The organism is Bradyrhizobium sp. USDA 4369 (assembly GCF_054056435.1).
The window spans coordinates 2,012,139-2,038,877 of the sequence record NZ_JBSRYH010000001.1; the positions used below are offsets into that span (position 1 = coordinate 2,012,139).

General features: G+C 66.0%; 18 protein-coding genes and 1 pseudogene. 10 read left to right on the forward strand and 9 right to left on the reverse strand.

The window, feature by feature from the left end; genetic code table 11:
- The first annotated feature begins 253 nt into the window (after positions 1–253).
- Positions 254–706 carry a hypothetical protein gene (locus ACVIJ6_RS09055; protein WP_456772434.1) on the forward strand — a complete coding sequence of 151 codons (453 nt, stop codon included), beginning with the start codon at positions 254–256 and terminating at the stop codon, positions 704–706.
- Positions 707–894: 188 nt separating this feature from the next.
- On the forward strand, positions 895–1,785 hold the full coding sequence (locus ACVIJ6_RS09060; RefSeq protein ID WP_456772435.1) for an efflux RND transporter periplasmic adaptor subunit: 891 nt from the start codon (positions 895–897) through the stop codon (positions 1,783–1,785).
- Positions 1,786–1,869: 84 nt separating this feature from the next.
- Here ACVIJ6_RS09060 and ACVIJ6_RS09065 read toward each other — a convergent pair whose 3' ends face one another.
- Positions 1,870–2,730 (reverse strand): caspase family protein, encoded by an 861-nt coding sequence (locus ACVIJ6_RS09065; protein ID WP_456772436.1) that lies wholly within the window; start codon positions 2,728–2,730, stop codon positions 1,870–1,872.
- A gap of 430 nt (positions 2,731–3,160) precedes the next feature.
- Here ACVIJ6_RS09065 and ACVIJ6_RS09070 point away from each other — a divergent pair, with 430 nt between their 5' ends.
- The 4 genes from ACVIJ6_RS09070 (at position 3,161) to ACVIJ6_RS09085 (ending at position 9,251) form a co-directional block, all read left to right on the forward strand.
- A complete protein-coding gene (locus tag ACVIJ6_RS09070) occupies positions 3,161–4,885 on the forward strand; it encodes a hypothetical protein (protein ID WP_456772437.1) in 1,725 nt (574 codons plus the stop codon).
- 181 nt (positions 4,886–5,066) lie between these two features.
- On the forward strand, positions 5,067–5,792 hold the full coding sequence (locus tag ACVIJ6_RS09075; RefSeq protein ID WP_456772438.1) for a thermonuclease family protein: 726 nt from the start codon (positions 5,067–5,069) through the stop codon (positions 5,790–5,792).
- A gap of 160 nt (positions 5,793–5,952) precedes the next feature.
- A complete protein-coding gene (locus ACVIJ6_RS09080; protein ID WP_456772439.1) occupies positions 5,953–7,140 on the forward strand; it encodes a pyridoxal-phosphate-dependent aminotransferase family protein in 1,188 nt (395 codons plus the stop codon).
- Between the two features lie 8 nt (positions 7,141–7,148).
- Positions 7,149–9,251 (forward strand): S9 family peptidase, encoded by a 2,103-nt coding sequence (locus ACVIJ6_RS09085; protein WP_456772440.1) that lies wholly within the window; start codon positions 7,149–7,151, stop codon positions 9,249–9,251.
- Positions 9,252–9,265: 14 nt separating this feature from the next.
- Here ACVIJ6_RS09085 and ACVIJ6_RS09090 read toward each other — a convergent pair.
- From ACVIJ6_RS09090 to ACVIJ6_RS09115, 6 genes and pseudogenes are all read right to left on the reverse strand, one after another.
- Positions 9,266–11,330: pseudogene (locus tag ACVIJ6_RS09090) on the reverse strand (methyl-accepting chemotaxis protein).
- Positions 11,331–11,571: 241 nt separating this feature from the next.
- Entirely contained in the window at positions 11,572–12,291 is a 720-nt protein-coding gene (locus ACVIJ6_RS09095) for a ribonuclease activity regulator RraA (protein ID WP_456772441.1), read from the reverse strand.
- Between the two features lie 163 nt (positions 12,292–12,454).
- The gene (gene araD, locus ACVIJ6_RS09100) at positions 12,455–14,191 is read right to left on the reverse strand and encodes an L-arabinonate dehydratase (protein WP_456772442.1); all 1,737 of its coding nucleotides are present in this window, start codon (positions 14,189–14,191) and stop codon (positions 12,455–12,457) included.
- Positions 14,188–15,051: an ABC transporter permease gene (locus ACVIJ6_RS09105; protein ID WP_456772443.1), complete on the reverse strand. Its 864-nt coding sequence runs from the start codon at positions 15,049–15,051 to the stop codon at positions 14,188–14,190. Before ACVIJ6_RS09105 ends, araD begins: the two co-directional genes overlap by 4 nt.
- An 11-nt stretch (positions 15,052–15,062) precedes the next feature.
- A complete protein-coding gene (locus tag ACVIJ6_RS09110; RefSeq protein ID WP_456772444.1) occupies positions 15,063–15,827 on the reverse strand; it encodes an ABC transporter ATP-binding protein in 765 nt (254 codons plus the stop codon).
- Positions 15,827–16,855: an ABC transporter substrate-binding protein gene (locus ACVIJ6_RS09115; RefSeq protein ID WP_456772445.1), complete on the reverse strand. Its 1,029-nt coding sequence runs from the start codon at positions 16,853–16,855 to the stop codon at positions 15,827–15,829. Before ACVIJ6_RS09115 ends, ACVIJ6_RS09110 begins: the two co-directional genes overlap by 1 nt.
- Positions 16,856–16,982: 127 nt before the next feature.
- On the opposite strand from ACVIJ6_RS09115, the gene ACVIJ6_RS09120 reads away from it, so the two are divergent.
- Positions 16,983–17,696 carry a GntR family transcriptional regulator gene (locus tag ACVIJ6_RS09120; protein ID WP_456772446.1) on the forward strand — a complete coding sequence of 238 codons (714 nt, stop codon included), beginning with the start codon at positions 16,983–16,985 and terminating at the stop codon, positions 17,694–17,696.
- Here the strand turns inward: ACVIJ6_RS09120 and ACVIJ6_RS09125 are convergent.
- Both ACVIJ6_RS09125 and ACVIJ6_RS09130 read right to left on the reverse strand, forming a co-directional pair.
- Positions 17,686–19,932, reverse strand: a complete 2,247-nt coding sequence (locus tag ACVIJ6_RS09125; protein WP_456772447.1) for a HAMP domain-containing methyl-accepting chemotaxis protein — start codon at positions 19,930–19,932, stop codon at positions 17,686–17,688. The two genes, ACVIJ6_RS09120 and ACVIJ6_RS09125, sit on opposite strands and share 11 nt — an antisense overlap.
- 54 nt (positions 19,933–19,986) lie before the next feature.
- Positions 19,987–22,080: a methyl-accepting chemotaxis protein gene (locus ACVIJ6_RS09130; RefSeq protein WP_456772448.1), complete on the reverse strand. Its 2,094-nt coding sequence runs from the start codon at positions 22,078–22,080 to the stop codon at positions 19,987–19,989.
- Between the two features lie 375 nt (positions 22,081–22,455).
- On the opposite strand from ACVIJ6_RS09130, the gene ACVIJ6_RS09135 reads away from it, so the two are divergent.
- From ACVIJ6_RS09135 to ACVIJ6_RS09145, 3 genes are all read left to right on the forward strand, one after another.
- Positions 22,456–22,890: a response regulator gene (locus ACVIJ6_RS09135; protein ID WP_456772449.1), complete on the forward strand. Its 435-nt coding sequence runs from the start codon at positions 22,456–22,458 to the stop codon at positions 22,888–22,890.
- Positions 22,871–26,479, forward strand: a complete 3,609-nt coding sequence (locus ACVIJ6_RS09140) for a PAS domain S-box protein (RefSeq protein WP_456772450.1) — start codon at positions 22,871–22,873, stop codon at positions 26,477–26,479. Before ACVIJ6_RS09135 ends, ACVIJ6_RS09140 begins: the two co-directional genes overlap by 20 nt.
- Positions 26,480–26,547: 68 nt before the next feature.
- Positions 26,548–26,739 (forward strand): transposase, encoded by a 192-nt coding sequence (locus ACVIJ6_RS09145; protein WP_456772451.1) that lies wholly within the window; start codon positions 26,548–26,550, stop codon positions 26,737–26,739.

Here is a 26,739-nt window from a genome sequence, read left to right on the forward strand (position 1 = left end):
GGACGGGCGGAAATCTCCACCCGATTTGCCCGACGGCGCAAGCCATTTCTTTTTTCCAGAAGCATTGGACAGACCAAATCAGCTTGAACTCGCGAGACAAAATCGGCGATGAGGTGCTGCGCGTATGAACGCGCGATCCTGCCGCGGGACATCTCCGATCTGCTGTCTTGGAACAGGATGGAGAAGCCATCACGGAAGAGACAATCGTCAAAACCAATCGGCGACACCAGTGTGATAGAAGGAACATGCCTGCATGGACGGCGCATCCATGGTCATCGGCATCGTCGGGTCGCGGCACTTTCCGAATCGGGCGCTTGTCGTGTCCTTTGTGAGCTCGCTGCCGTGCGGCACCTGCGTGGTCTCCGGTGGAGCGCAGGGCGTCGACACCTGGGCGATCGAAGCGGCGCGGAGCCTGGGCCTGCCGACCTTGATCATTCAGGCCGATTGGGAACGGCATGGCCGCAAGGCTGGCCCTCTCCGTAATGCCGAGTTGGTTCGGAAAGTCGACGAGATCGCAGCCTTCTGGGACGGTCGCAGCCGCGGCACGCTCAATACGGTGATGCTCGCACTGCAGGCCGGGCTGCCGGTGCAAATCTTTGGTGAGAACGGCGAGATCCTGGTGACGGACTTCGTCGTCGCGGAGGCCGCGCGCCGCGGCGTCGTCGCAGCCATGAAAGCGCCAGGTACCGGCGAGGGCGATCCGTAGTCCTGCGCGTTGCCGGGAGTTGCGCAGCCGCGAGGAATTTCGAGCCCGTTCAATGAACGACGGCGCTGAACGTCGCGGCCGGCTGGCGCGACTATACGAGGACGCGGGTCGGCTGGCCCGGCGGCGGCGCGTCTGCTATTTCGGACGCTGCCGTTCGAATGGATCGGGTTTTCGAGGATCGGTTTCGCATGAGACATGCCGCCATTGCCGCCACGTCCCGCCGGATGCCGATGCTCACGGCGCTCGGCCTCCTGGCATTGGGCGCGGCCGCGAGCCCGGCCATGGCGGCCGAGGACAGCGCGACCAGAGGCGCCGCCGTCAGCGTGCTCAAGGCGACCAAGGCCTGCTTCGACAACACGGTCGAGGTGTCAGGCATGGTGCTCGCCCGCGACGAGACCGCGGTGCGGCCGGACCGTCCCGGACTGAAGGTCGCCGAGGTCATGGTCGATGCCGGCGACACCGTCACCGCCGGGCAGAACCTGGCGCGGCTGACGCCGCCCGAGGGCGGCACGATCATGGTCCAGGCGCCGGTCGCCGGGACCATCCTGACATCCACCGCCACCATCGGCGCGCTTGCCTCCGGCCGCGGCGAGGCGCTGTTCTCGATCATCGCCCGCAACGAATATGACCTGGTCGGTCTGGTGCCGAGCGCGCAGATCAACCGGCTCGCGGTCAACCAGACGGCACGGATCCGGATCGTCGGCGCCGGCGAGGTCGACGGCAAGATTCGCCGCATCGCGCCCACGGTGGAGCCGAACAGCCAGCTCGGCCAGGCATTCATCGCCATCACGGGCAACGCCCGGCTTTTGGTGAATGCGTTCGGCCGCGCGGTGATCAAGACCGGCCAGAGCTGCGGCGTCGCGCTGCCGCTGACGGCGATCCTGTATGATCCCGACGGGACCGTCGTGCAGGTGGTCCGCAATCAGCGGGTCGAGACCAAGCGGGTCGAGATCGGCCTGATGTCCGGCGGCCAGGTCGAGATCCGCGACGGGCTCAACGAGGGCGAAGTCGTCGTCGCCCGCGCCGGCGCGCTGTTGCGGGAAGGCGACCCGGTGCGGCCGGTGCTGGCGAGCAACTGACGGGCGCGAGCGATCGGCACGTGCGAGCTACATCATGAGGCATTTCCACGGAACGCTTCGTGATCTTGTCTTTTGGATCACGCGCTAGCTGCCGGCGTTGGCGACATCGGCGCTGAGGCGGATGTCCTCGACCAATGACGATGACACGGTCGGCACCTGCTCGCCGTCGGAGCTGCGCGCGATCGCATTGCGGGTCTTGTTGAACACGGTCTCGGCGCTCGGGCTCTTGCCGAGCTGATTGAGCAGCTCCGAGACGAGCACGCTGTTGGCCTGCTGCGGGTCGTCGAGCACCTTGCCGGGCGTCGCCGACGACATGATCAGCGCATTGGCGGGCGCGTTGATCGGCGCGAGACCATGCGAATAAGCGCGGAAGCGGCGCTCAAAGGGATTGCGGCGCGAGGCGTCGATCACGACGAGCTTGGCCCGGGCGCCCTTCTCGCTGACGGCGTCGAGCACCCTCTCGATGCTGGTGCCCTCGCGGCGGACGTCCGCTTCCTTCCAGATCTTGGCATCGGTCGGGATCATGTAGCTGTCGCGGCCCGCCTGGATTGCGTAGCCGCCGAAGAACAGCATCACCACCGAATCCGGTTTGATTCTCGCGGTCAGCCGCTCGACCGCGCGCGCCAGATCGTCCTTGCTCGCGTCCTCGACGACGTCGACGTCGAAGCCGTCGCGGCGCAGCGCGCCGGTCAGTGCACGGGCATCATTGATCGGCTGGGCCAGCGGCGCGTTGGCGTCGGGGTAGTGACCATTGCCGATGACGAGCGCGAGCCGCGCGCCGTTGCCGGTCGATGCCATGCCCTGGTCGGCGGCGGCAGATTTCGGGGCTTCGAGCGAGCGCTTGTTCAGGGCAGCATTCGCGCCGATCGCGAGCGACACCGTGCAGAGCAACGCGGCGGCGATCACGGCCGAACGGCGGGAGAAGGAAGGCGGCCTTGCGGTCATCACGTCAATCCTGGTCCGAGCCTGTCCATGCGGCGCCAAAGGATCGCACCTTTGGGTCGCGCGGGCGCCTCTGAGGTTTGAGGGGTTGCGAGACGATGTGTCGTCGAATTGCGCGCAATTTGCGGCACCGCAACGAAGAAAGGCTTAACCCGAACCCGCAAGCAGGGCAACATCCAAACACCGTTGACTTTTCAAGCACTTGTAAATCAACGAAAATTTAACCATGCCGCCGTTCTCCAAAGGGTCTCCGCGGGACCGTCCGAACGCCACATTGCGGCCAAATCGCCGGTCGGGGCAGTGATCCCGGTCACGTTGTCTTTGCCCGCGCCCCATGCCAGTTTGACGGGTGCATGCGTGTGACGAGCCGTTTGCCGGGCGTTTCGAGCAGCGCATGCCATTGATCCCGCCTCGACAACCCGCGAGTCTCATTTTGAGTTTCCAGTATTTTGCCGGCGCGGCCTGCCGCGCGCTGACGGCCCGCAAGGACGGTCCCTCACTTTACGAGGTCTGCGATCCCATCCTGCGCCAGCCCGGCCGCGGCGACCCGCATCTGGCCAAATTCTACCGAACCGCGCTCGGCAATCCCGCGCTGCGCGCTCTGTTGCGCCGGGCCGGCCTACCGGAGCTGAAAGAGCCGGCGCGGCTCGCGGCGCTGCGCGAGGCGCTGGTGCTCGCCCGCGACAATCCGACACCGGACTGGGAGGCGGTCGGCCGTCCGATCGCCGAACTCGTCGACAGCATCGCGCTGCGCCATCCGGCGCCGCCGCGCCGGACCACCGCCGTCACGATGCCGCCGGCCAGCGAGATCGACCGCGTGATCCGGGCCTGCGGCACCGACCTGCTCGGCTCCTACGCGCGCAACGGCTTCATTCCGACCTACGCCGCCTTCAATCTGATCGGCGATCCCGATCTCGGCGGCCGCGAGGTGCTGATGGCGCTCAAGGGCCTGGACGCCCGCGGCTACAAGAACTCGACCTTGCTGTTCAACCTGGCCCGCGTCTTCATCGCCCGTTCGCCGGCCGCGGCGGTGATCCATCCGCCATGGCGCGGCATCGCCGAGCCGATGTGGGAGCCGGTGCAGATCCGCCACCGCTCGGCCTATTACGACGCCTTCTTTACCGAGGCGCTGCTGAGCTACGTCGCAACCGGCCTGGCCTCGCCCGATCAGACGACCGCGGCGCGCGGCGCGATCGGCGACATGGTCGCGTTCTGCCTCGCCACCAGCCGCGAGGAGGTGCGCGGGGCCGACGGCAAGAGCTACAACGTCGTCACCGCACTGGCGCCCGCGCCGCATCCGCGCTTCTCGCGCTTCTTCACCCAGATCAAGCAGGATCTCGGCTTCGGCGTCTACGTGCCCGATTGCGACACGACGGCGTGCTCGTTTTCGGCGGCGACCCAGGCCGGCTCGGATGATCCGATCCTCGCGCAGCCGCTGGTCGACTTCTACGCCGGCTACCAGGTCCGCGCGGGCGGCAACGAGCCGCGGGTGACGGTGCCGATCAACGACAATATCGACTATGAAGGCGGCATAGCGACCTGGATCGACAGCCTGGCCGGCGAGCGGCCCTACGGCAACGACCTCGATCCGACCTTGAATCTCGACGTGCTGGAAGTCTCGTTCCGCAACCTGTCGCGCTGGCAGATCCTGGAGACCGAGGGCCGGCTCGATGTCGTCAGGCGGATCGTCGGTTTCCAGCAACGGCTGGTGATCAGCGGCGCCTTTGCCGATCCGCGGTCGCACATCTATTATCTGCCGGAGCTGTATTGCGCCTATTTCGGCCGCTGCTACCACGCCTTCATGGCGCTGCCGCCGGCCGCGCGGCAGGCGATCGATCCGGACGACGCGTTCGAGCTGATCCGCTTGCGCGTGCTCGCTTATGTCGAGGACGAACTGATCGGCCGCGAGATGAACCCGTTCGACGCGGCGCTGGCGCTGATCGCGCTCGGCCATCTCGGCGGCGCCGCCGCGAGCTTCGCTCCCGCCGTGCATTGCATCGTCGCGGCGTTCGGCGAAGGCGGCCGGCGGCATCCGTACCGCGCCTATGAGTGGAACAAGATGAAGACCCCGACCCGCATCCTGGTGGGCGGCCCGGAGGTCACCTCGGCCTTCGTGCTGATGGGCCTGGCGCTGGCGCGGCGGGTGGTGGCGCGGTGAGGGAGATCGCCGCCGGCGCGGCGACCGCGCGGGTCCAACTCCCGGGAGGGCCGGCGTCTTGAGATTGCGCCACCATCGCGTGAAGTTGAGCGGTTCACGCGATCACGGCGCTGGAACCGCCAGGCGATCCGCCGCACAATCGTGTGCATTGTTCCATCCAAGGACGAACACGCACCCCTTGATGTCGATGAAAACAGTTTCGCTCGCCCTGCTCCTGCTGCTGCCGTCGCTTGCCCACGCCGCGGATATCACCGGCATCCCCAAGATTCGCGAGGCCGACGGGATCACGATCGGCACGACGCGGATCCGGCTCGGCGGCATCGACGCGCCGTCGGTCGATCAGCTGTGCCTGAACAAGGATGGCGAGCGCTGGACCTGCGGGGTAGCTGCGCGCGACGAACTGATCAAGCATGCCGACGGCAAGAGCTGGGTCTGCCATCCACGCGCGATCGATCGCCGCGGCCGCCAAGTGGCGCGCTGCGACGTCGATGGCGAGGATATCCAGAAATGGCTGGTGCGCAACGGCTGGGCACTGGCCTATCGCACCGTCTCGCACGATTACGAGCCCGAGGAGGCAGAGGCCCGCACGGCCAAGGCCGGCATGTGGCAGGGCGCCTTCATCGCGCCATGGGACTGGCGGGTGCGCAACAAGAAGACCACGATCCTCGGCGCCACCAAGCCGCCGGAGAGTGCGCGCAACATCCTGCTCGCCTCGGCCTCGGGCCCGGTTGCGCCGTCACCGGACTGCACCATCAAGGGCAATGTCAATAGCGCCGGCGAGTGCATCTATCACACGCCGCAGAGCCGCTGGTACGCCCAGATCAAGATGCATGTGTCGAAGGGCACGCGCTGGTTCTGCTCGGTCGAGGAGGCCGAGGCCGCCGGTTGCCGCGAAACCCGGCGCTGAGGCTGCGCTGCGCCGGCCGGTCGGGGCATGCCAGCCCCCCGGCTTCCCCGGCTTTTCAGATGCGGCCGCGCCACGTACAAACGGCTCGGGCCGACCGCCTGCGACGGCTCGCCATCACCCCGACGCCAATCGCAAGACCACATCGCCAAGGACACAGACTATGACCGTTCGCGCGGGCCGGGAATTTCTGGCCATCCCGGGACCCACCACGATGCCCGACGAGGTGCTGCAGGCGATGCACCGCCCGGCGCTCGACATCTACTCCAAGCAGATGGTGGAGCTGACCGACGGCCTGATGGCCGATCTCGGCCGCCTGTTCGCCACCAAGGGCAAGACCTACATCTACATCGCCAACGGTCATGGCGCCTGGGAAGCCGTGCTGTCCAACGTGCTGTCGCGCGGCGACAAGGTGCTGGTGCTGGAGAGCGGCCGCTTCGCGATCGGCTGGGGCCAAGCGGCGCGCGCCATGGGCGCGGAGGTCGAGGTGCTCAGAGGCGACTGGCGCCGCGCGGTGCGGCCAGCCGAGGTCGAGGCACGGCTGCGCGCCGACCGGGAGCACAGCATCAAGGCGATCGTGGTGGCGCAGATCGACACCGCCTCCGGCGTCGTCAACGACGTCGAGGCGATCGGCCGCGCGATCAAGGCGAGCGGCCATCCCGCGCTGTACTTGGTCGACACCGTGGCGTCGCTTGGCTGCATGCCGTTCGAGATGGATGCGTGGGGCATCGACGTCGCGATGTGCGGCTCGCAGAAGGGCCTGATGACGCCGCCCGGCCTGGGCTTCGTCGCGGCGAACGCGCGCGCGCTCGAGGCGCATAAGCGCGCCAATATGCGCACGCCCTATTGGGACTGGAGCGAGCGCGAAGGCGCCGAGCACTACCGCAAATATGGCGGCACGGCGCCGGTACATCTGTTGTTTGCGCTGCGCCAGGCCATGGACATGCTGTTCGCGGAAGGGCTGCCGCACGCGTTCCGCCGGCACCAGCTGCTCGGCGAGGCCGTGCGCCGCGCCGTCGCCAAATGGAGCGAGGGCCAGGTGATCGGCTTCAACATCGCCGATGCCGCCGAGCGCTCCAATACGGTCACGACCGTGCTGGTCGGCGGCGGCTATGATCCGGCCGTGCTGCAGAGCTATTGCAAGGAGCGATGCGGCGTGGTGCTCGGCACCGGCATCGGCGATCTGCAGGGCCAGGCGTTCCGCATCGCCCATATGGGCCATGTCAACGCACCGATGGTGCTGGGCACGCTCGGCGTGATCGAAATGGCGCTGGTGGCGTTGAAGATCCCGCATGGCAGAGGCGGCCTCGATGCCGCGATCCAATGGCTTGGCGAGAGCGTGACCCCGTAAAGGACGAGATGACCGACAGCAGCACAAGGACGCCCACGGCGCCGCGCCGCCCGTATTCCTTCACCCGCCATGGCATCACGGTCCAGGACGACTATGCCTGGCTGAAGGATGCACGCTGGCAGGAGGTGCTACACGATCCGTCGCTGCTCGACGCCGATATCCGCAGCCATCTCGAGGCCGAGAACGCCTATGCCGAGAGCGTGCTCGGCCACACCGCGCCGTTGCAGAAGAAGCTCGTCGCGGAGATGCGCGGCCGCATCAAGGAGGACGATTCCTCGGTGCCGTCGCCGGATGGGCCCTACGCCTATTTCCGGAAATATCGCGAGGGCGGGCAGCATGAGCTGTTCTGCCGCACCCCGCGTCATGGCGGCGCGGAGACGATCGGGCTCGACGGCGACGCGCTGGCCAAGGGGCATGACTATTTCAAGTTCGGCGGCAGCCGGCATTCGCATGATCACAGGCTGGTCGCCTGGAGCGCCGACACCAAGGGCTCGGAATATTTCACCATCCGCGTCCGCGACTGGGATGGCGGACACGACCTCGAGGATCTCGTCGAGGAGAGCGATGGCGGCGTGGTGTGGTCGCGCGACTGCAAGAGCTTCTTCTACGTCAAGCTCGACGACAATCACCGCCCGATGCAGGTGTGGCGGCACAAGCTCGGCACCAAACAGTCGGACGACGTGCTGGTGTATGAGGAGAAGGACACCGGCTGGTTCACGCATGTCCATGAATCGACCTCCGGCCGGTTCTGCGTCATCGCCGGCGGCGATCACGAGACCTCCGAGCAGCGGCTGATCGATCTCGATGCTCCCGAAGCGCCGCCGCGTCTGGTGGCCGCGCGGGAAGACGGCGTGCAATATGCGATCGCCGATCGCGGCGACGAGCTGTTCATCCTCACCAATGCCGACGGCGCTATCGACTTCAAGATCGTGACCGCGCCGCTGGCGGCGCCGGAGCGCGCCAATTGGCGCGACCTCATTCCGCATCGCGCCGGCATCTACGTGCTCGACCACGATCTCTATGCCGGGCACCTGGTGCGGCTGGAACGCGCCAATGCGCTGCCGTCGATCGTGATCCGTGACCTCGCCTCGGGCGAAGAGCATGCGATCGCGTTCGACGAAGACGCCTATTCGCTCGACGCGATGGGATCCTACGAGTTCGACACGACCAATCTGCGGTTTTCCTATTCGTCGATGACGACGCCGTCGGAGGTCTATGACTACGATATGGTGACGCGCGCGAGAACCTTGCGCAAGCGGCAGGAGATTCCGTCCGGGCACAATCCGGCCGACTACGTCACCACGCGCATCATGGCCAAGGCGGACGACGGCGCCGAGGTGCCGGTGTCGCTGCTGCACCGGCGCGACTTCAAGGCCGACGGGTCAGCGCCGCTGCTGCTCTACGGCTACGGCTCCTACGGCATGGCGATGCCGGCCTCGTTCTCCGCCAACCGGCTGTCACTGGTCGACCGCGGCTTCGTCTACGCCATCGCGCACATCCGCGGCGGCACCGACAAGGGCTGGGGCTGGTATCTCGACGGCAAGCGCGAGAAGAAGACCAACAGCTTCGACGATTTCGCGGCCTGCGCCCGCGCCCTGATCGCGGCGAACTACACCAGCGCCAAGCGCATCGTCGGCCATGGCGGCAGCGCCGGCGGCATGCTGATGGGCGCGGTGGCGAACCGTTCGGGCGAGCTGTTCGCCGGCATCGTCGCCGAGGTGCCGTTCGTCGACGTGCTCAACACCATGCTCGACGACACCCTGCCGCTGACGCCGCCGGAATGGCCCGAATGGGGCAACCCGATCGAGAGCGAGAAGGACTTCCGCACCATCCTGTCCTACTCCCCCTATGACAATGTCGCGGCCACGCCCTATCCGGCGATCCTGGCCATGGCCGGACTGACGGACCCGCGCGTCACCTATTGGGAGCCGGCGAAATGGATCGCGCGGCTGCGCGCGACCATGAGCGGTGGCGGTCCCGTCCTCCTGCGCACCAACATGGGCGCCGGCCATGGCGGCGCCTCCGGCCGCTTCAACCGGCTCGACGAGGTCGCGATCGTCTACGCCTTCGCGCTATGGGCGGTCGGGCTGGCGGAGAAGGCTGCGGCCTGACGCATCGGTCTCGATCACGCCGCGTTGCGGGTGCGGCCTCCACTTGCGTCGCGCAGGCGGGCGAAGAAGGCCTGCACCTCCGCGGCGAGCGCATCGGCGGCGCTCGATACGCTGCCGGAGGCGCCCAGCACGTGATCGGCGGAGCGATTGGTCTCGCGGATCGCATCGCCGACGGTTGTGATGTTGCTCGCGAGCTTCTGGGTGCCTGCGGCTGCCATCTGGACGTTCTGCGAGATCTCGCGCGTGGCAGCGCCCTGTTGCTCGACCGCGGTCGCAATCGCCGAGGTCACCTCGTCGATCTCGCGCATCGCCAGGCCAACCTCCTTGACGGACGCCACCGCATTGCCCGTCGACGTCTGGATGCCCTGAATGTGCTGCGCGATCTCCTGCGTCGCCCGCGCGGTCTGCTCGGCCAGCGACTTCACCTCCTGCGCGACCACGGCGAAGCCGCGGCCGGCATCGCCGGCACGGGCCGCCTCGATGGTCGCATTGAGCGCGAGCAGGTTGGTCTGCGCGGCGATCGCCTGGATCAGGTCGACCACCGAGGAGATGCTCTGCGCGGCCTGCGCCAGCCCCTCGATCTCGCTCTCCGAGCGCGCCGTCACCGAGCCGGCCGCACGCACCGTTGGTGTTGGCGCGCTCGATCTGGCGGCCGATCTCGTGGATCGAGCTGGCGAGCTCCTCGGCCGCGGACGCGACGGTCTGTACGTTGGAGGCGGTCTGCTCGGACGCCGCAGCGGCGGCCGACGCCTGCTCCGTGGCTTGGCCGGCAACGCCGGTCAGCGTCTTGGCGGTGTGCGTCATCTTGCCGGCATTGTCGCCGACAGTGCCGAGCAGTTGCTCCGAGGCGGCACGGAACTGCGCCACCGCCGCTTCCATGTTGCGGCTGGTCGCCTCGCGCAGCTCGGCGGCCTCCGCCACTTCCTTCGCGGTCTTCTGCTGCGCGATGACGTTGTCACGGAAGCGGGCCACCGATTTGGCGACATCGCCGATCTCGTCGCCGCGCCGGGCGTCGAGGAATTCGACGCTCGTGTCGCCGCCGGACAGCCGATCGGCATCGCGGACCAGCGAGGTCAGCGGCGTGCTGATGCTGCGGGCGATCAGGATGGCGATCGCAATGCCGAGCAGGCCGGCAAGCACGGCCAGGGTCTGCTGCATCGCTGTCGCCGAGCTGATCCGCTCGTGCGTCTCCTTTAGCGTCGCGGCGAACGAAGCACGGATGTCCTTCTCCGCGCGGTCGATGATCTCGATCGCGGCTGCCGTGAGCGGCGCCACGTCCTTGTAGTAGACCTCGTCGCCGCGCAGCATGCTGGCGGAGGTCTTGTCGAAGGCCTCGGCGTAGCGGCCGAGGCCCTGCTTGACCTCGTCCAGCAGCTTGGCCTGGGCCGGCGTGAGCTCGCGCTTCTCGAGCTCGGCGACCTGCGCCGTCGCCTTGCCGAGATTGCTCTTGAAGATGTCGCGGCCCTTGGGATCGCGGGTCGCCAGGAAGCGCCAATTGGCGACACGCACCAGCAGCACACGGCTCTCCAGCGTCCGCGCTGCATCCGCAAAGTCGCTGGACTGCATCGCGTCCAGGAATTTCTGCACGTCGGCGGTCATCTTGTCGCCTTCGGCGAACAGCGCCGTGCGGCCGGTGGAATAGACCTTGACCGACCCGCCGAGCGCCATGCGGGCTTCCTGAATGGCCACGATGCTCTTCTGCAGCTGCCGCGCGCTGTCGCGTTGCATGTCGGAGCCGGCCTCCGTGGCGGTCTGCTCCAGCATCGTCGCGGTCGCACCGAGACGCCGCTCGGCCTCGGCGAAGGACGCCTCGTCATTGTCGAACTGATAACGCAGCAGAGCCCGGCGAATGGCCTGGAGTTCGCTGGAGATCTTGACGACGCCGATCGCGTACTCGGCCTGGGTGCTCAGCCGCTCGACACGTTCGGAGGTTGCGCTGGACTGCCAGAGGCCGAAGCCGGCCATCAGAAGCCCCAGCGCGACCAGCACACCGAAACCAACATACAAACGCGTCTTGATCTTCATACCGCTCACGCCCGTGGACTGATTGTTTGGGACCTGCGCGGAGTTGCGGCTCACACGCAGTTCTCGTTTTCCGCGCGCGACGATCATGACCATCAGATCATCCGGCGGACGATCGATCGGTATGTGAGTGCATTTAAGGGAGCGTGAATTTGGAGGCCGCGGCGCTGCAATTTGAGGGGCAGGCCGTGCTTAGATTATCAGCAAAATCACGCTGAGGTAGTTTCGATCGGCATCAACGTAGTTGAGCGTGCTGCGCCGACGATGCGGTCGGCGCCTGATGCAAAGACCGAACGCATCAGCGCCCGTTCCTGGCCCGCCAGGCCGCGAAGTCCTGCGGGGTCTGCGGATCGGTCGGCGGATAGAGGCCGAGGATGGACCGGCCCTGCGCGACTTGGTCAGCGACGAAATCCTCGAACGCCGTCATCTCGAAGGTCTCGTCGGCGATCTCATCGGCGATGCCAGCAGGGATGACGATGACGCCATCGGAGTCACCGAGAATCACATCGCCGGGAAATACCGGAGCATCGCCGCAAGCGATCGGGCCGTTGATCTCGATCGCATGATGCAGGGTGAGATTGGTCGGCGCGCTCGGACGCTGATGGAAGGCCGGGATGCCGAGCCTGGCGATATCGGCGGAATCGCGAAAACCGCCGTCGGTGACGATACCGGCGACGCCACGCTGCTGCAGCCGGCTGACCAGGATCGCGCCGGCCGACGCCGCGCGCGCGTCCTTGCGGCTGTCCATCACCAGGACAGCGCCGGGCGGGCACTCCTCCACCGCCTTGCGCTGCGGATGGCCGCGGTCCTTGAACACCTCGATCGTATTGAGGTCCTCGCGCGCCGGGATGTAGCGCAGCGTGAACGCCTCGCCGATCATCGTCGGCTGCTGCGGGCTGAGCGGATGGACGTTCTGGATGCACTGGATGCGCAGGCCGCGCTTGAACAGCGCGGTAGCGACGGTGGCGGTCGACACGGTCTTGAGCTTGTTGCGGGTGGCGGTGCTGAGTTTGGTCATGTCCTGCTCGCTGCACTCCCCTCCCCCTTGCGGGGAGGGGTTGGGGTGGGGTCCACAAATGCGGTGTCGCTTGGGGCTACCCCCCTCCCCGGCCCTCCCCCACAAGGGGGGAGGGAGCGCACCTCCATGGCGGTGACAGCGTGGCTTCCACGCTGATCATGAACTAATAAATCGCGGGCTCCCCGATCGGGGCGCCGAAGCTGGTCTCGAGGAAGTCGAAGTCGCAGCCGTCATTGGCCTGCTTGATGTGACGGGCGAACATCCAGCCATAGCCGCGCTCGAAGCGCGGTGCCGGCGGCGTCCAGGCGGCGCGGCGGCGCGGCAGCTCGTCTTCGGGCACGTCGAGATTAATGGTGCGCGCGGCGACATCGAGCGTGATGAGGTCGCCATTGCGCACCAGCGCCAGGGGACCGCCGACATACGCCTCCGGGGCGACGTGCAGGATGCAGGCGCCATACGACGTGCCGCTCATGCGCGCGTCCGACAGCCGCACCATGTCGCGCACGCCCTGTTTCACGAGCTTGGTCGGAATCGGGAGCATGCCCCATTCCGGCATGCCCGGTCCGCCTTGCGGGCCGGCATTGCGCAGGATCAGCACGTGATCGGCTGTCACGTCGAGATCGGGATCGTCGATCGCCTTCTTCATCGACGGGTAGTCGTCGAACACCAGCGCCGGGCCGGTATGCTTGAGGAACCGCGGATCGCAGGCGGAGGGCTTGATGACGCAGCCGTCCGGGGCGAGATTGCCCTTGAGGACGGCGAGCGCGCCTTCGCGATAGATCGGGTTGGACTGCGGCCGGATCACATCGTCATTGTAGACGCCGGCGTCGGCGATATTGTCGCCGAGGGTGCGGCCATTGACGGTGAGGCAGCCGAGATGGAGATGCTCTTTCATCCGGCTCATCAGCCCGGGCAGCCCGCCGGCGTAGTAGAAATCCTCCATCAGATAAGTGTCGCCGCTCGGCCGGACATTGGCGAGCACCGGCACCTTGCGGCTGGCAGCCTCGAAATCGTCGAGCCCGATGTCGGCGCCGGCGCGGCGCGCCTGCGCAATCACATGGATGATCGCGTTGGTCGAGCAGCCCATCGCCATGGCCACCGCGATGGCATTCTCGAACGCCTGACGGCTCTGGATCTTCGCGGGCGTCAGATCCTCCCACACCATCTCGACGATGCGGCGGCCGCATTCCGAGCTCATGCGGATGTGCTCAGCATCGGCAGCGGGAATCGAGGACGCGCCCGGCAGGGTCATGCCGATCGCTTCGGCGATCGCCGTCATGGTCGACGCCGTGCCCATGGTCATGCAGGTGCCATGGCTGCGGGCGATGCCAGCCTCCATCGCGCTCCAATCGGCGTCCGACAGTTTTCCGGCGCGGCGCTCGTCCCAGTATTTCCAGGCGTCGGAGCCGGAGCCCAGCGTCTTGCCCTTCCAATTGCCGCGCAGCATCGGCCCTGCGGGGAGATAGATCGCCGGCAGGTTCATGCTGGTGGCGCCGAGCAGGAGCGCCGGCGTGGTCTTGTCGCAGCCGCCCATCAGCACGACACCATCGACAGGATGGCTGCGCAACAGCTCCTCGACATCCATCGCCAGCATGTTGCGATAGAGCATCGTGGTCGGCTTCAACAGCGACTCCGACAGCGACAGCGCCGGCAGCTCGATCGGGAAACCGCCGGCCATCAGCACGCCGCGCTTGACGTCGTCGACCCGCTGCTTGAAGTGCATGTGGCAAGGCTGCGCATCGGACCACGTGTTGACGATGGCGATGACCGGCCGGCCCTTCCACTCCTCCTGGGCGTAGCCCATCTGCATCACGCGCGAGCGATGACCGAAGGAACGGAGATCGTCAGGCGCGAACCAGCGTGCGCTGCGCAGTTGATCAGGTTGTTTGTTCTTGGTCATGATTGGGTGCCCCAGGTCAGCACGGTCTTGCGCTCGATGGTGCGGAAGATCAGGTTCTCGACCACGAGACCGATCAGGATCACGGTGAGAAGTCCCGCGAACACGGCGGGAATTTCGAGCAGGTTGCGGTTCTCGAAGATGAACCAGCCGAGGCCGCCCTGCCCCGATGAGACGCCGAACACCAATTCAGCCGCGATCAAGGTGCGCCAGGCGAAGGCCCAGCCGATCTTGAGGCCGGTGAGGATGGCGGCGAATCCTGCCGGAATCAGGATGCGGATGACGTAGGAGAAGCCGGTCAGGCCGTAATTGCGGCCGACCATGCGCAGCGTGTTCGAAACGCTCTTGAAGCCCGAATGGGTGTTGAGCGCGACCGGCCACAGCACCGAATGGATCAGCACGAAGACAAGGCTGCCGCTGCCGAGCCCGAACCAGATCAAGGCCAGCGGCAGCAGCGCGATCGCCGGCAGTGGATTGAACATCGCGGTGACGGTTTCGAGGAAATCGGTGCCGATGCGGGTCGAGATCGCCAGCACCGTCAGGATCGCCGCCAGGGCGATGCCGGCGGCATAGCCCATGAAGAGCACCTTCAGCGAGGTCCAGGCGCGCATCGGGATGGTGCCGTCGCGGACCTTCTCCCACAGCGCCGCGATGGTGTCGGAGAAGGTCGGGAACAGCAGCGGATTGTCGAGATAGCTGCCATAGGCTTGCCAGATAGCGGCGAGCACGACGATGATCAGGCTTTTTCGCACGAAGCCGTCGTTCCACAACAGCTCGAGCACGCTCAGCTTGCGCGCGACATCGGCAGCCGACGCCGCACTCGGCGTCGACGTATCGCGCAGGATGATCTTGGCTTCAGCCATTGGAGCAGCCCTCAATGTGCCGTTGCAGGTTCAGAAAACAGGAGATCATGGATCTGCTTCTCCAGGCGCGCCGCGCTGCCGTCCTCGGCCGAGACCTTGTCGACATCGATGACTTCGGCCTTGACGCGGCCCGGATGCGGCGACAGCAGCAGGATGCGGTTGCCGATCTTGATCGCCTCGGCGATCGAATGCGTCACAAACAGCACCGTGAACTTGGTCTCATTCCACAGCTGCAAAAGCTCGTCCTGGCAGGTCCGCCGGGTCAGCGCATCGAGCGCGGCGAACGGCTCGTCCATCAGCAGAATGTCCGGCTCCATCGCCATGCCCCTCGCGATCGCCACGCGCTGCTTCATGCCGCCGGACAGCGTGTGCGGATAGGAGTCGACGACGCGCGTGAGCCCGACCTTCTCGATATAGGCGCGGGCGCGGCTCTCGGCCTCCTTGCGCGGCATGCGCCGCGCCGTCAACAGCGGGAACATGACGTTGGCGAGCACGGTCTTCCACGGCAGCAGTTGATCGAACTCCTGGAAGATCATCATGCGGTCGGCGCCCGGACCGGTAATCTCGCGGCCGTTGATTTTCATCCGGCCCTCGCTCGGCTTGATGTAGCCGCCGACGGCCTTGAGCAGGGTCGACTTGCCGCAGCCGGACGGACCGAGCAGCACGAAGCGGTCGGAGCGGTCGACGGAGAAGCCGACGCGCTCGGTCGCCGTAATCACGGCACTGGAGGTCTTGTAGCGCAAGGTGACGCCATCGACATCGAGGAGCGCGGACATCAGTTGCCCTTCAGGTCGTGTGCCACCGGCAGATAATAGTCGGTCCAGGCCTTGGGCTGAGTCTTGATGGTGCCGATCTTGGCGAGGTGGGTCGCGAACTTCATCGTGCCCTGCGGCTCGAGGTTCCACTCCATCATGCCAGGTTCCTTGAGCCAGGCCAGCAGGTCCTCCGTCGACGTCTTGTCGCCGGTGATCTCCTTGTAGATCTCGACCGCTGTTTTCGTGTCGCTGCGAATCAGATCCTGCGCCTCCTTGGTGGCGTCACGCACCGCCTGGATGATCTTCGGATTGGCGTCGGCGAACTTCGTGGTGGTGAAGAACTGCGCCTGGCTGAGCGGTCCGCCCATGACATCCGGCGAGTTCAGCACGACATGCGCCCCCGGCACGTTCTTCATTTCGAGGAACGTATAGGGCGGGATCGAAAAGTGATTGTGCACCTCGTGCTGCGGATTGGACAGCGCCGTATAGGCGTCGGGATGACCGAGCTGCACCGTATTGGCGTCAAGCTTGTTCCACTGGTCGGCGCCGAACGCCTCGGCGGCGGCGATCTGCAGCACGATGGCCTGGGTCGAGACCTTCACGGTCGGCACCGCGATCTTGTCGGTCGGACCGAAATCCTTGATCGACTTGATATGAGGATCGCGGCTGATCAACGTCATCGGCTGCGCCGAGGTGGCGACGATGCCTTTCACGCCGCCACGCGTGCGGTCCCACAACAAGAGCAGATTGCCGGTACCGGTGTTGAGGATATCGACGCTGCCGGAGAGCAGCGCATCGGTCTGCGCACCACCGCCGGAGAAGGTCAGCCATTTGGTCGTCACGCCGGCAAGACCGAGCGCGGCGGCATGCTTCTCGATCAGCTTCTGCTTCTCGATGATGTGGCTCGGCATGTAGAAGATGCCGGGCTGGCGTGACAGCGAGACCTCGGTCTTCTGCTGCGCGGCAGCCGCGCCGCTCCACGTCAGCGCAGCCAAGGCGGCCAGCAGGCCTGCGGCTCGTGTGGCCGAGCGCCCGAAACTCATCAACATATGGGACATCCCTCCTCGCACGCCGGCTCCTTCTTGACGGCCGGTCGACAGATGCACTAATGCATTAGTGCATCTCTGACAAGCTCTCTTTGCTCGGCAGCGACATCAACGTCCACGATTGAGCTCCATGGCTTCCCTGCCCGCGCCGCATTCTGCCTCCGGCTTCCAGGACCGGCTCGATCCGAGCCGGCGCGCTGCGCCGCAAGTGTTCGAACGGCTGCGCGACCAGATCATCGCGCTGGTGCTGCCGCCTGGCGCTCCGCTGTCACGGGTCACGTTGCAGGCCGAATTCGGCCTCAGCTCGACACCGATCCGAGACGCCTTGATGCGGCTCGCCGAAGAGGGCCTGGTGGAGGTGTTTCCGCAGCATGCGACATTGGTCAGCCGGATCGACGTCGGGCGGGCGCAGCAGGCGCAGTTCCTGCGCCAGGCGCTGGAGCTCGAGATCGTGCGGCTACTGGCCTTAAAGCCGGCCATCGCACCGGTCGATGAGCTCAACGGGCTGATTGCTCAGCAGCGGCGGTTTGCGAAGGACGGCGACTTCGCGTCCTTCACTGTCGTCGACAACGCCTTCCACGAGCGGCTCTACGCCGCCGCCGACATGCAGGAGCTATGGCTGCTGGTGCGCAGCCGCAGCGGCCATATCGACCGGCTGCGGCGGCTGCACCTGCCGTCGCCTGGCAAGGCGCAGACGATCCTGCGGCACCACAAGCAGATCGTCGACGCGATCGCGGCCGGCCAGCCGGACGCGGCGCAGGCGCATCTGCGCGAGCACCTGACGGGCACGTTGAGCGATCTCGCGACCATCCGCGGACGCTGGCCGGACTATCTCAGCGGATAGCTTCGTCCTCGAACGCGCCCGCTATCACGCTGCCTGCCGACGCCTGCCGACGCCTGCGGCCGGCGCCTGAATTGGCGCGGCGCTCGGGGCCCTGATAGTTCGGATCGTCATCGACCCGGCGGTCGAGCGGACCGCTGCGCAGCCGGATGAAGAAGTCCTGAACCTCCGCTGCAAGGTCCTCGGCCACCCTGGACACGTTGTTCGACGCGTCGCGAACACTCGCGGCGGACTGGCTGGTCTCCTCGATCGCGCCGCTGACGGTCGAAATGTTCGAGGCGAGCATCTTGCTGCCGGAGGCCGCCATCTGAACGTTCTCCGTGATCTCCCGTGTCGCCGCGCCCTGCTGCTCGACCGCGCTGGCGATGGCGGTCGTGACGTCGGCCATCTGGCGCATCGCCGTGGAGACCTCCTTGACCGAGGCGACGGCGTTGCTGGTCGAGTTCTGGATGCCCTGCACGTGCTGGCCGATCTCCTGGGTCGCCTTGGCGGTCTGCTCCGCGAGGGACTTCACCTCCTGCGCGACGACGGCAAAGCCACGGCCGGCCTCGCCGGCACGGGCGGCCTCGATGGTCGCATTCAGCGCCAGAAGATTGGTCTGAGCCGCGATCGCCTGGATCAGGTCGACGACGGTCGAGATGCTCTGGGCCGCCTGGGCGAGGCTTTCGATCTCGGCTTCCGACCGCGCCGTGGTCGCATTGGCATTGCGCACCGTGGTGTTGGAGAGCTCGATCTGGCGGCCGATCTCGACGATGGAGCTCGCAAGCTGCTCAGCTGCGGCCGCGACGGTCTGCACGTTGACAGCGGTCTTCTCCGAGGCGCCGGCCGCGGAGGCGGCCTGCTCGGTGGCGTGACCTGCGATCCCCGTCAGCGATTCCGCGGTGCTCCTCATCACGCCGACATTGTCGTCCACCTCGGACAGCAGCTCCGTCGATTTGGCGCGGAAGGCCTCCACGGCCTCTTCCATGTTGCGGTTCATCGCTTCGCGCGCCTCAGCTTCACGGACATAGTTTGACGACGCCTGCTGCTGCGCAATCGCAGTGTCGCGGAAGATCGCCACCGCCTTCGACACGTCGCCAACCTCGTCGGCCAGCTCCGCAGTCCTGAACTCCACCGTCGTATCGCCCTCCGACAGGAGAACGGCGTCGGCGACCAGCTCCTGGATCGGCCGCGTGATCGAGCGCGCGACCAGGACCGCGATCCCCAGTCCCAGCAGCAACCCAACCCCGAGCAGCGTCCACTCGGTGAACAGGAGCCGATCGATCAGCGCCGCGACGTCCGCCGACTCCTTGACCAGCACATCCTGCTGGTTGGTCTTGAGCCCGCCACCGAACGTGCCGTCGGGCCGCTTCTTGCCGTCCAGCAAATCGAGCAGCTTGTTGGCCCGCGGCGTCGCCTCGGTCGCGAGCAGGTACACGGCCGCGTTCCATTGCGGCGACTGACGGATGGCGAAGATCCTGTCCGGCAGCGGCGCGAGCGCCTCGCTCGCCTTGGCCACCTTGTCGAAGGCGGCTTTCTGCGTCGGCGTCAACAGATCCGCCTGGGACCTGATAGCCGCCACCGCGTTCTTGTAGTTGGTATAGGGAGCGGCGAATTTGTCGCGATCCGATACGTCGCCCGATGCCACGTACAGCCTCAGCTGCGAGCCGGCTGCGGCGAGATTGCCGCGGAGATCAGCCATCGTCTTCAACAGACGCTTCCGTTCCGGGGTCGCCTCCAGCGAATTCTCCTCATCGATCATCCGGGTGACCTCGGCGAACATCGTCGCGATCAGCGGCGACGCCTCCGCGCCAAGCAGCTTCGTCGCCGGATAGGCGTCGGCGGTGAAGGCAACGCTTTCGGCCTTGTCCTGGGCGGTCCTGAACTCCGCGACCAGCGGCTTGACCTCGGCCCACAACGCCCGGTTCTCAGGAAGCACGAACTTGTCAGCAAGGCGGTCGAGCTGCTGGACCGATGTGTCGAACTCGGCCCACAGCGCCGCCCGGCGCTGCTTCATCTCGGGATCTCCCGTCAGCAGATATCCGCGCAGGGCTGCAAGCGTCGCATGGAGATCGGCGACCAATTGGGTGCTGGTTATGGCGACGGGCGATCTCAGCGTGACGATCTTGCTGAATTTCGCCGACAGGTCGGATACGGCGTAGGCCGAATAGCCCACGGAACAGGCGAGCAACATACAAAGCAGACCGAAGCCGGCGAGCAGCCGGCTCTGAATCCTCAGTTTCGAAATGTAGCCAAACATCGAATTCCCCCAACAATTCAAGACAGCCCGTCCTGCACCACCGGGCAGTCCGACTCACGCTGCGCTTTTTCGCCGTCCGGACAAGGAGGCGATGTAGTTCTGCCGACGCTCAGGCCCCTTGTAGGCCGCATCATCCTCCTTGCGACGATCCAAAGGACCAGTACGAAGCTTGACGAAGAAGCTGCGGACCTCCTCCGCCAGACGCTCGGCCGCTTCAGAGACCTGACCGGAGGAATCGGACACCTGATCAGCGGAGCGATTGGTCTTGCGGATCGCCTCACTGACCGTGGCGATGCTCGACGCCAAAGTGTGCGAGCCGGACGCAGCCATCTGCACGTTCTGCGAGATTTCGCGCGTCGCGGCCCCCTGCTGCTCGACCGCACTGGCGATCGCGCCCGTGACCTCGTCGATCTCGCGCATCGCAACACCGACCTGCTTGACGGACGCGACGGCATTCCCGGTCGAGGTCTGGATGCCCTGAACGTGTTGCGCGATCTCCTGCGTCGCCTTGGCGGTCTGCTCCGCCAGCGATTTCACCTCCTGCGCGACCACCGCGAAGCCGCGGCCGGCTTCTCCGGCGCGCGCGGCCTCGATCGTCGCATTGAGCGCAAGCAGGTTGGTTTGTGCTGCGATCGCCTGGATCAGGTCGACCACGGAGGAGATGCTCTGGGCCGCCTGCGCCAGGCCTTCGATCTCGCTTTCCGAACGTGCCGTCGTGGTGTTGGCCGAACGCACAGTGGAATTCGAACGGTCGATCTGACGTGCGATCTCCTGGATCGAGCCCGACAGTTCCTCGGCGGCCGCGGCCACGGTCTGGACATTCGCGGCCGTCCGCTCCGACGCGTCAGCCGCCGCGTCGGCCTGCTGCGTCGCCTGGGCGGCGATCTCGGTGAGTGCGCTGGCGGTATGCTTCATTCTGCCGGCATTCTCGCCGACGCTGCCGAGCAGCCCTTCGGCCGCTTGCCTGAACTCCTCGACGGCCTGCTCCATATTGCGGTTGACGGCGTCACGCTGCTCGGCGGCAGCACTGACCTCCTTGGCAGCCTGTTGCTGCGCCAGAACGTTGTCGCGAAACTTGGCCACGGCGCCCGCCAATTGGCCGATCTCGTCGCCCCGCCGCGCGCCCAGAAATTCGACGGATGTATCGCCCGCCGACAGCCGTCCGGCCTCATCCACGAGCACACGGACCGGACCGACAATGCTGCGGGTGATCAACAGGGCGCAGAGGGCGCCGACCAAGGCCGCGATGAGCGCCGTCGTCAGCTGCACCTGTGACGAGGTTGCGATCAGCCCGCTGGTCTCCTCGATCGTCGCGCTGTAGGCCGAACGGATGCCGCTCTCGACCTTTTCGATGCGGTCGATCGCGCTCTTGGTGAGCGGCCCGATCTCGCCGACCAGGATCTCATGGCCCCGCAGCAGGCCGCTGGACGCCGTCTCGAAGCTGCCGGCATATTTGTTCAGATCCGCTTTGACCGTCGCAACCAGCGGAGCCAACGCGGGTGCGAGGTCCCGCTTCTCCAACTCGGCAAGCTGCGCGCGCGACCGCGTCAGCTCGGCCTGGAATGCCTCGCGCGGCTTGACATCGGATGTGGCAAGATGCCGCCAGACCGCGATGCGCGCCGCAACAATGCTCGTCTCCAACGCTGCAATCGCCGCAGCGTCACGCGACGCCTGGGCGGCATCCACCAGCTTGCGCAGATCGGCTGCCAATCGGTCGCCGTCCTCGAACAATGCATCGCGGCCAGCGAAATAAGCCTGCAGAACGCGGCCCAGCGCCAGACGCTTTTCATTCAAGGACGCGATTTCCGGCTGCAGCACGCGATAGGCTGCAAGGCGCTCCTGCGACACCGTCCGGCGAATCGTCGCCTCGAGAGTGGTGGCGGCGCTTGCCAGCCGCGTTTCCGCCTCGCCATAGGAGGCCTGGTCACGATCCATCTGATAGCGGAGCAGCGCCCGCGACGCGGCATGGAGTTCGCCGGCAATCCTGACCACGCCGATCGCGTTCTGCGACTGATCGGCCATGCGCACGACCTTCGCCAAGATGAAGTCGAGCTCCCGATACGCAAAGGCAGCCGTCGCCAGCCCAACGGCAACCAGCACACCGAAGCCGAGCGACAAGCGAGCTCCGATCTTGATCTTGCCGAACATCATCTCACCTCGTCCAAGATAGCAGGTCGTTGAAAATGTGCCCAAAGGTTGCGCAATCAATCCGGCCACGCCGATACAAGCAGGACGGGAACCTTGGTCACTCTTCTATTGATCCGATTAAGCGAATATGAAGCGTTCCGCCCGTACAACTACGGCGCGAATGCCTCAAAGGGAGGCAGGGCTGGAGGTTTGAGCAAGGGGCTGCGCTGGAGCGTCGGGTTGCGCCCAAAAGGACCCAATTTTCCGGTGATCATTGCTCGGGCGTGACCGGAACGGGTGACAGGCGCGGGGAAGCGCTTGCGGCGCGACGCGAATTGGGCAAAACCTTTACAACTGACCGTTGGTCTTGCCGCCAGCATTCGGGAGACACGGACCGTGGCGAAGATACTGGTCGTAGACGACGATCCGGTCATGCAGATGACGATCCAGAGGCTGCTGCAGCAGGCCGGCCACGCCGTGACGGTGGCGGACGATGGTCAGAAGGCCATCGCGAGATTTCAGGGCGAGAGCTTCGACCTCGTTGTCATGGACATCTTCATGCCGGGCATGGACGGCTTGGAAGCGATGCGCCTGATCCTCAAGCACGCTCCGAGCACGCCGATCCTGATGACCTCGGGGCGTCCGAATACCCCGAACTCGATCTCGGAGCCTGACTATCTTACCATGGCCACCAAGCTTGGGGCGGTATCGGCGCTGCCGAAGCCGTTCAAGCCGGCAGCTCTCTTGGCGATGGTCTCCGATTGCCTGGAGCGCGGAGGGACGAACGCGACTCCATCCCGGCCAGGCCCCGATGCTGTTCCGAACACCTGACAGCAGAATGGGCCAGCAGCCTAGCCGGGCCGGATCGCCTGACGGCCGCGAGGCGCTCGGCCTCGGCCGGCGCCTGACACTCACGACGCGTCTCGCCATCGCGATGATCCTGCTGGTCGCGATGGCCGTGTTCGCTGTCGGCTGGCTTGGCTACCGCAGCCTCGAAAGCGCGCTGCTGCCGCGTGCCCTGGACCGCATCGAAGCGCATTCGCGCCTGATGGCCACCGAGCTCGAGAACTATGTCGGCGGCGCTCGCAACGATCTCAACAGCTATCGCGCCTCGCCCAATCTCGCCACGCTCATTCGCACGCTGAAGACGGGAGGCCCCGATCCGCGCGAGGGTTTGTCGGCGCAGTCGTGGCGCGAGCGGGTCGCCACGCGCTATTTTGCCGAGCTGCAGGCGAAGACGACCTACGCGATGGTCCGCCTGATCGGAACCGAGAACAATTATCGCGAGCTGATCCGGGTCGACCGGCTAGGACCCGGCGGCACGGTTCGCATCGTTCCCGAGAACGAGCTGATCACACGCGGCGAGCGCAAATACATCAAGGAAACGCTACAGCTCGCGCCCGGCGAAATCCGCGTATCCCCGATCGTTCTCGACGGCAACACGACGGACCCGAAGACCGGCGTCCCGATGCTCTGCGTGGGCACGCCCGTGTTCGCGCCGGACGGCAAGCCATTTGCCATTCTGTTGCTCGATGTGGACATGCGGCCGATATTCGCACATCTGCGTTCGGCGGCGCGCCCGGGCGCTCAGCTCTACGTCGTGAACGCTCGCGGCGACTATCTCTTCCATCCCGAGTCGGACCGCGAGTTCGCCTCGAAGCGCGGCGGATCGACGCGGTGGCAGGACGATTTTCCGAGCCTGGCGAGCGCGACCGGCTCGACCCAGGGCTTCGCACGGATTCTTCACGACGACGCGAAGCGTCCGGGCGGTGTGGCCTTCGCTCCGGCGATGCTCGCTGGGCAGGAATGGGTCGCAGTGATCGAGACGATCCCGAACACCGCCTTCATGGCGCCGGCGCTCGCCATTCGGAAGACGGCGATCGAGGTCGGATTGATCGCGATGCTGTGCGCGGCCGCCCTCGCTTTCGTCGTGGCGCGGTCGCTGACACGCCCCATCAATCAACTGACCCAGGCCATCGAAAGCGTGGGGCGCGGCGAGTCGGTGAAGATTCCGCTGGAGGCCGTCGGCGAGACCGGGGTCCTGGCGCGGGCGTTCGCGCGGGTCCTGGAGGAGGTCCGCGCCAAGACCGCGGAGCTCGAACGCGAGGTCCAGGAACATTACCTGACGGAGGCGGCACGCGATCATTTTGCGGCGCGCGAGCGACTGTACAGCGCCGCGGTCGAATCCTCCAACGATGCCATCGTGACCCTCGCGCTCGACGGCACCATCACGGCCTGGAATCCGGCCGCCGAAACCATGCTCGGCTACGCCGCCGAAGAGGCGGTCGGCCGCCAGGCCGATTTCGTCGTGCCTGCCGACCGCATGGCCGAAGCCCAGGACATCCTGCTGCGCGTTGCGCGCGGCGAGCGGATCCAGCATTTCGAGACGGTGCGTATTCGCAAGGATGGCGAGCACATTCTTGTCTCGCTCAGCGTCTCCCCGATCAAGTCACCCACCGGACAGATCATCGGCGCATCCAAGATCGCGCGCGACATCACCGAGAGTCGCAAGACCGAACAGGCCCTGCGTCAGCAGACGGAGGAACGCCGGCGGATCTTCGAAACATCGCAGGATCTGATCCTGATCACCGACCGCAGCGGCGTGCTGGTGCAGGTCTCGCCGAGTGTCGAGGCCATTCTCGGCTATACGCCGGCCGAGATGATTGGCCGCAACGGCGCTGACTTCATTCATCCGGACGATCTGCAGAAGGCCCGCGACGAACTGCGCGCCTCGCGCCAAGGGCTGGGCCCGCGCACCTCCGACGGTCGCTACGTCCATAAAGACGGCCGGGTCGTCACGCTATCCTGGACCTCGAACTGGTCGGAACCGGTGCAGCGGCACTTCTTCATCGGGCGCGACATGACCGAGAGCCGGCTGGCGCAGGAGACGCTGCGCGAAAGCGAGCAGCTCGCCCGCAACATCATCGAGACGGCGCTCGACGCGTTCATTCAGATCGACGACAAGGGTACTATCCTCAACTGGAATTCCCAGGCCGAGAAGATCTTCGGTTGGCCGCGCGCCGAAATCCTCGGCAAGGACGTGTTCGATCTGATCACGATCGACGACGAAGGCGAGGAACTGCGTTCCGCGCTCGGTCGCATCGTGCTGACCGGAGAGGCCAGCGCGCTCGGGATCGGCCGTCGGCGCGAGGTCATCGTGAGGCGCCGCGACGGCCGCGAGTTCAAGGCGGAAGTGAGCGTCACCGCGCTCAAGACCCGCAACGGCTTTGTCTTCAACGGTTTTTTCCGGGACCTGACCGACAAGATCGCCGCCGAGGAGCGCATTCGGCAATCAGAGAAGATGGAGGCGATCGGCCAACTCACCGGCGGCATCGCCCACGACTTCAACAATATCCTCACCGTAATCACCGGCACCATCGAGATTCTCGCTGCCGCTGTCGCCAAGGAGCCGCAGCTCGCGGCCATCACCAGGATGATCGACGAGGCCGCCGCCCGCGGCGCCGACCTCACCCAGCATTTGCTCGCTTTCGCGCGCCGGCAGCCGTTGCAACCGCGCGAGGTCGACGTCAACATGCTGGTCATCGACACGGCGAAGCTGCTGCGACCGACGCTTGGCGAGCAGATCGAGATCGAGTCGGTCTTCCAGGACGAGACCTGCGCGGCCCATGTCGACCCCAACCAGCTTGCCACTGCGATCATCAACCTCGCGCTGAATGCCCGCGACGCGATGCCGAGCGGCGGCAAGCTGATCTTGGAGACCGGCTGGGCCGACCTCGACGAGAACTATGCGAGTCTCTACGATGACGTCCGGCCCGGTCGCTATGCCATGATCGCGGTCAGCGACAGCGGCAGCGGCATTCCGGCTGCCATCATCGACAAGGTCTTCAATCCGTTCTTCACGTCGAAGGGCCCAGGCAAGGGAACGGGGCTCGGGCTGTCGATGGTGTACGGCTTCGTGAAGCAGTCCTCCGGCCATGTCCGGATCTACAGCGAAGAGGGGCACGGCACCACGATCCGCATGTATCTTCCCCCGGGTCGGGAGGGCGTGGCGATACCGGCCGCGAGCGCCGCCCCGGCGATCGAGGGCGGGCACGAGACGATCCTGGTGGTCGAGGACGACCGGCTGGTGCGAGGTTACGTACTTGCCCAGTTGCATGCGCTGGGCTACGCGACCCTCGAGGCCGCGAATGCCGCGGAAGCCCTCGCGATCGCCAATGGCGGCGAGCGCTTCGATCTGTTGTTCACCGACATCATCATGCCGGGCACGATGAATGGACGGCAGTTGGCCTCAGAAATCCAGCGGCTTCGTCCCGGACAGCGCGTGCTCTTCACGTCCGGATACACGGAGAACGCCATCGTCCATCATGGGCGGCTCGACGAAGGACTGCTGCTGCTGCCGAAACCGTACCGCAAATCCGAGCTGGCCAAAATGATCCGGACCGCGCTCACCTCCGACTAAGTTCTGTACCCATAAACGGTTGAGCCTTTGCCGCGGTCGTGATTCAAGGTCCTGGGAGGACCTTGATGATGGCCCGTTATGATGTTTCGGAAGCCGAATGGCGTTTGATTGCGCCGCTGCTGCCCAACAAGCCACGAGGCGTAGCGCGGGTGGACGATCGGCGAATCATCAATGCGATCTTTTATGTGTTGCGGACGGGCTCGCCCTGGCGCGATCTGCCGAGACGTTACGGCCCCTATACGACGGCCTATAATCGCTAA

Bases quoted from the DNA above. Each gene is read 5' to 3' on its own strand.
- ACVIJ6_RS09055 (WP_456772434.1), top strand. From the start codon at position 254: ATGGACGGCGCATCCATGGTCATCGGCATCGTCGGGTCGCGGCACTTT.
- ACVIJ6_RS09060 (WP_456772435.1), top strand. From the start codon at position 895: ATGAGACATGCCGCCATTGCCGCCACGTCCCGCCGGATGCCGATGCTC.
- ACVIJ6_RS09065 (WP_456772436.1), bottom strand. From the start codon at position 2,730: ATGACCGCAAGGCCGCCTTCCTTCTCCCGCCGTTCGGCCGTGATCGCC.
- ACVIJ6_RS09075 (WP_456772438.1), top strand. From the start codon at position 5,067: ATGTCGATGAAAACAGTTTCGCTCGCCCTGCTCCTGCTGCTGCCGTCG.
- ACVIJ6_RS09080 (WP_456772439.1), top strand. From the start codon at position 5,953: ATGACCGTTCGCGCGGGCCGGGAATTTCTGGCCATCCCGGGACCCACC.
- ACVIJ6_RS09085 (WP_456772440.1), top strand. From the start codon at position 7,149: ATGACCGACAGCAGCACAAGGACGCCCACGGCGCCGCGCCGCCCGTAT.
- ACVIJ6_RS09095 (WP_456772441.1), bottom strand. From the start codon at position 12,291: ATGACCAAACTCAGCACCGCCACCCGCAACAAGCTCAAGACCGTGTCG.
- araD (WP_456772442.1), bottom strand. From the start codon at position 14,191: ATGACCAAGAACAAACAACCTGATCAACTGCGCAGCGCACGCTGGTTC.
- ACVIJ6_RS09105 (WP_456772443.1), bottom strand. From the start codon at position 15,051: ATGGCTGAAGCCAAGATCATCCTGCGCGATACGTCGACGCCGAGTGCG.
- ACVIJ6_RS09110 (WP_456772444.1), bottom strand. From the start codon at position 15,827: ATGTCCGCGCTCCTCGATGTCGATGGCGTCACCTTGCGCTACAAGACC.
- ACVIJ6_RS09115 (WP_456772445.1), bottom strand. From the start codon at position 16,855: ATGTTGATGAGTTTCGGGCGCTCGGCCACACGAGCCGCAGGCCTGCTG.
- ACVIJ6_RS09120 (WP_456772446.1), top strand. From the start codon at position 16,983: ATGGCTTCCCTGCCCGCGCCGCATTCTGCCTCCGGCTTCCAGGACCGG.
- ACVIJ6_RS09125 (WP_456772447.1), bottom strand. From the start codon at position 19,932: ATGTTTGGCTACATTTCGAAACTGAGGATTCAGAGCCGGCTGCTCGCC.
- ACVIJ6_RS09130 (WP_456772448.1), bottom strand. From the start codon at position 22,080: ATGTTCGGCAAGATCAAGATCGGAGCTCGCTTGTCGCTCGGCTTCGGT.
- ACVIJ6_RS09140 (WP_456772450.1), top strand. From the start codon at position 22,871: ATGCTGTTCCGAACACCTGACAGCAGAATGGGCCAGCAGCCTAGCCGG.
- ACVIJ6_RS09145 (WP_456772451.1), top strand. From the start codon at position 26,548: ATGGCCCGTTATGATGTTTCGGAAGCCGAATGGCGTTTGATTGCGCCG.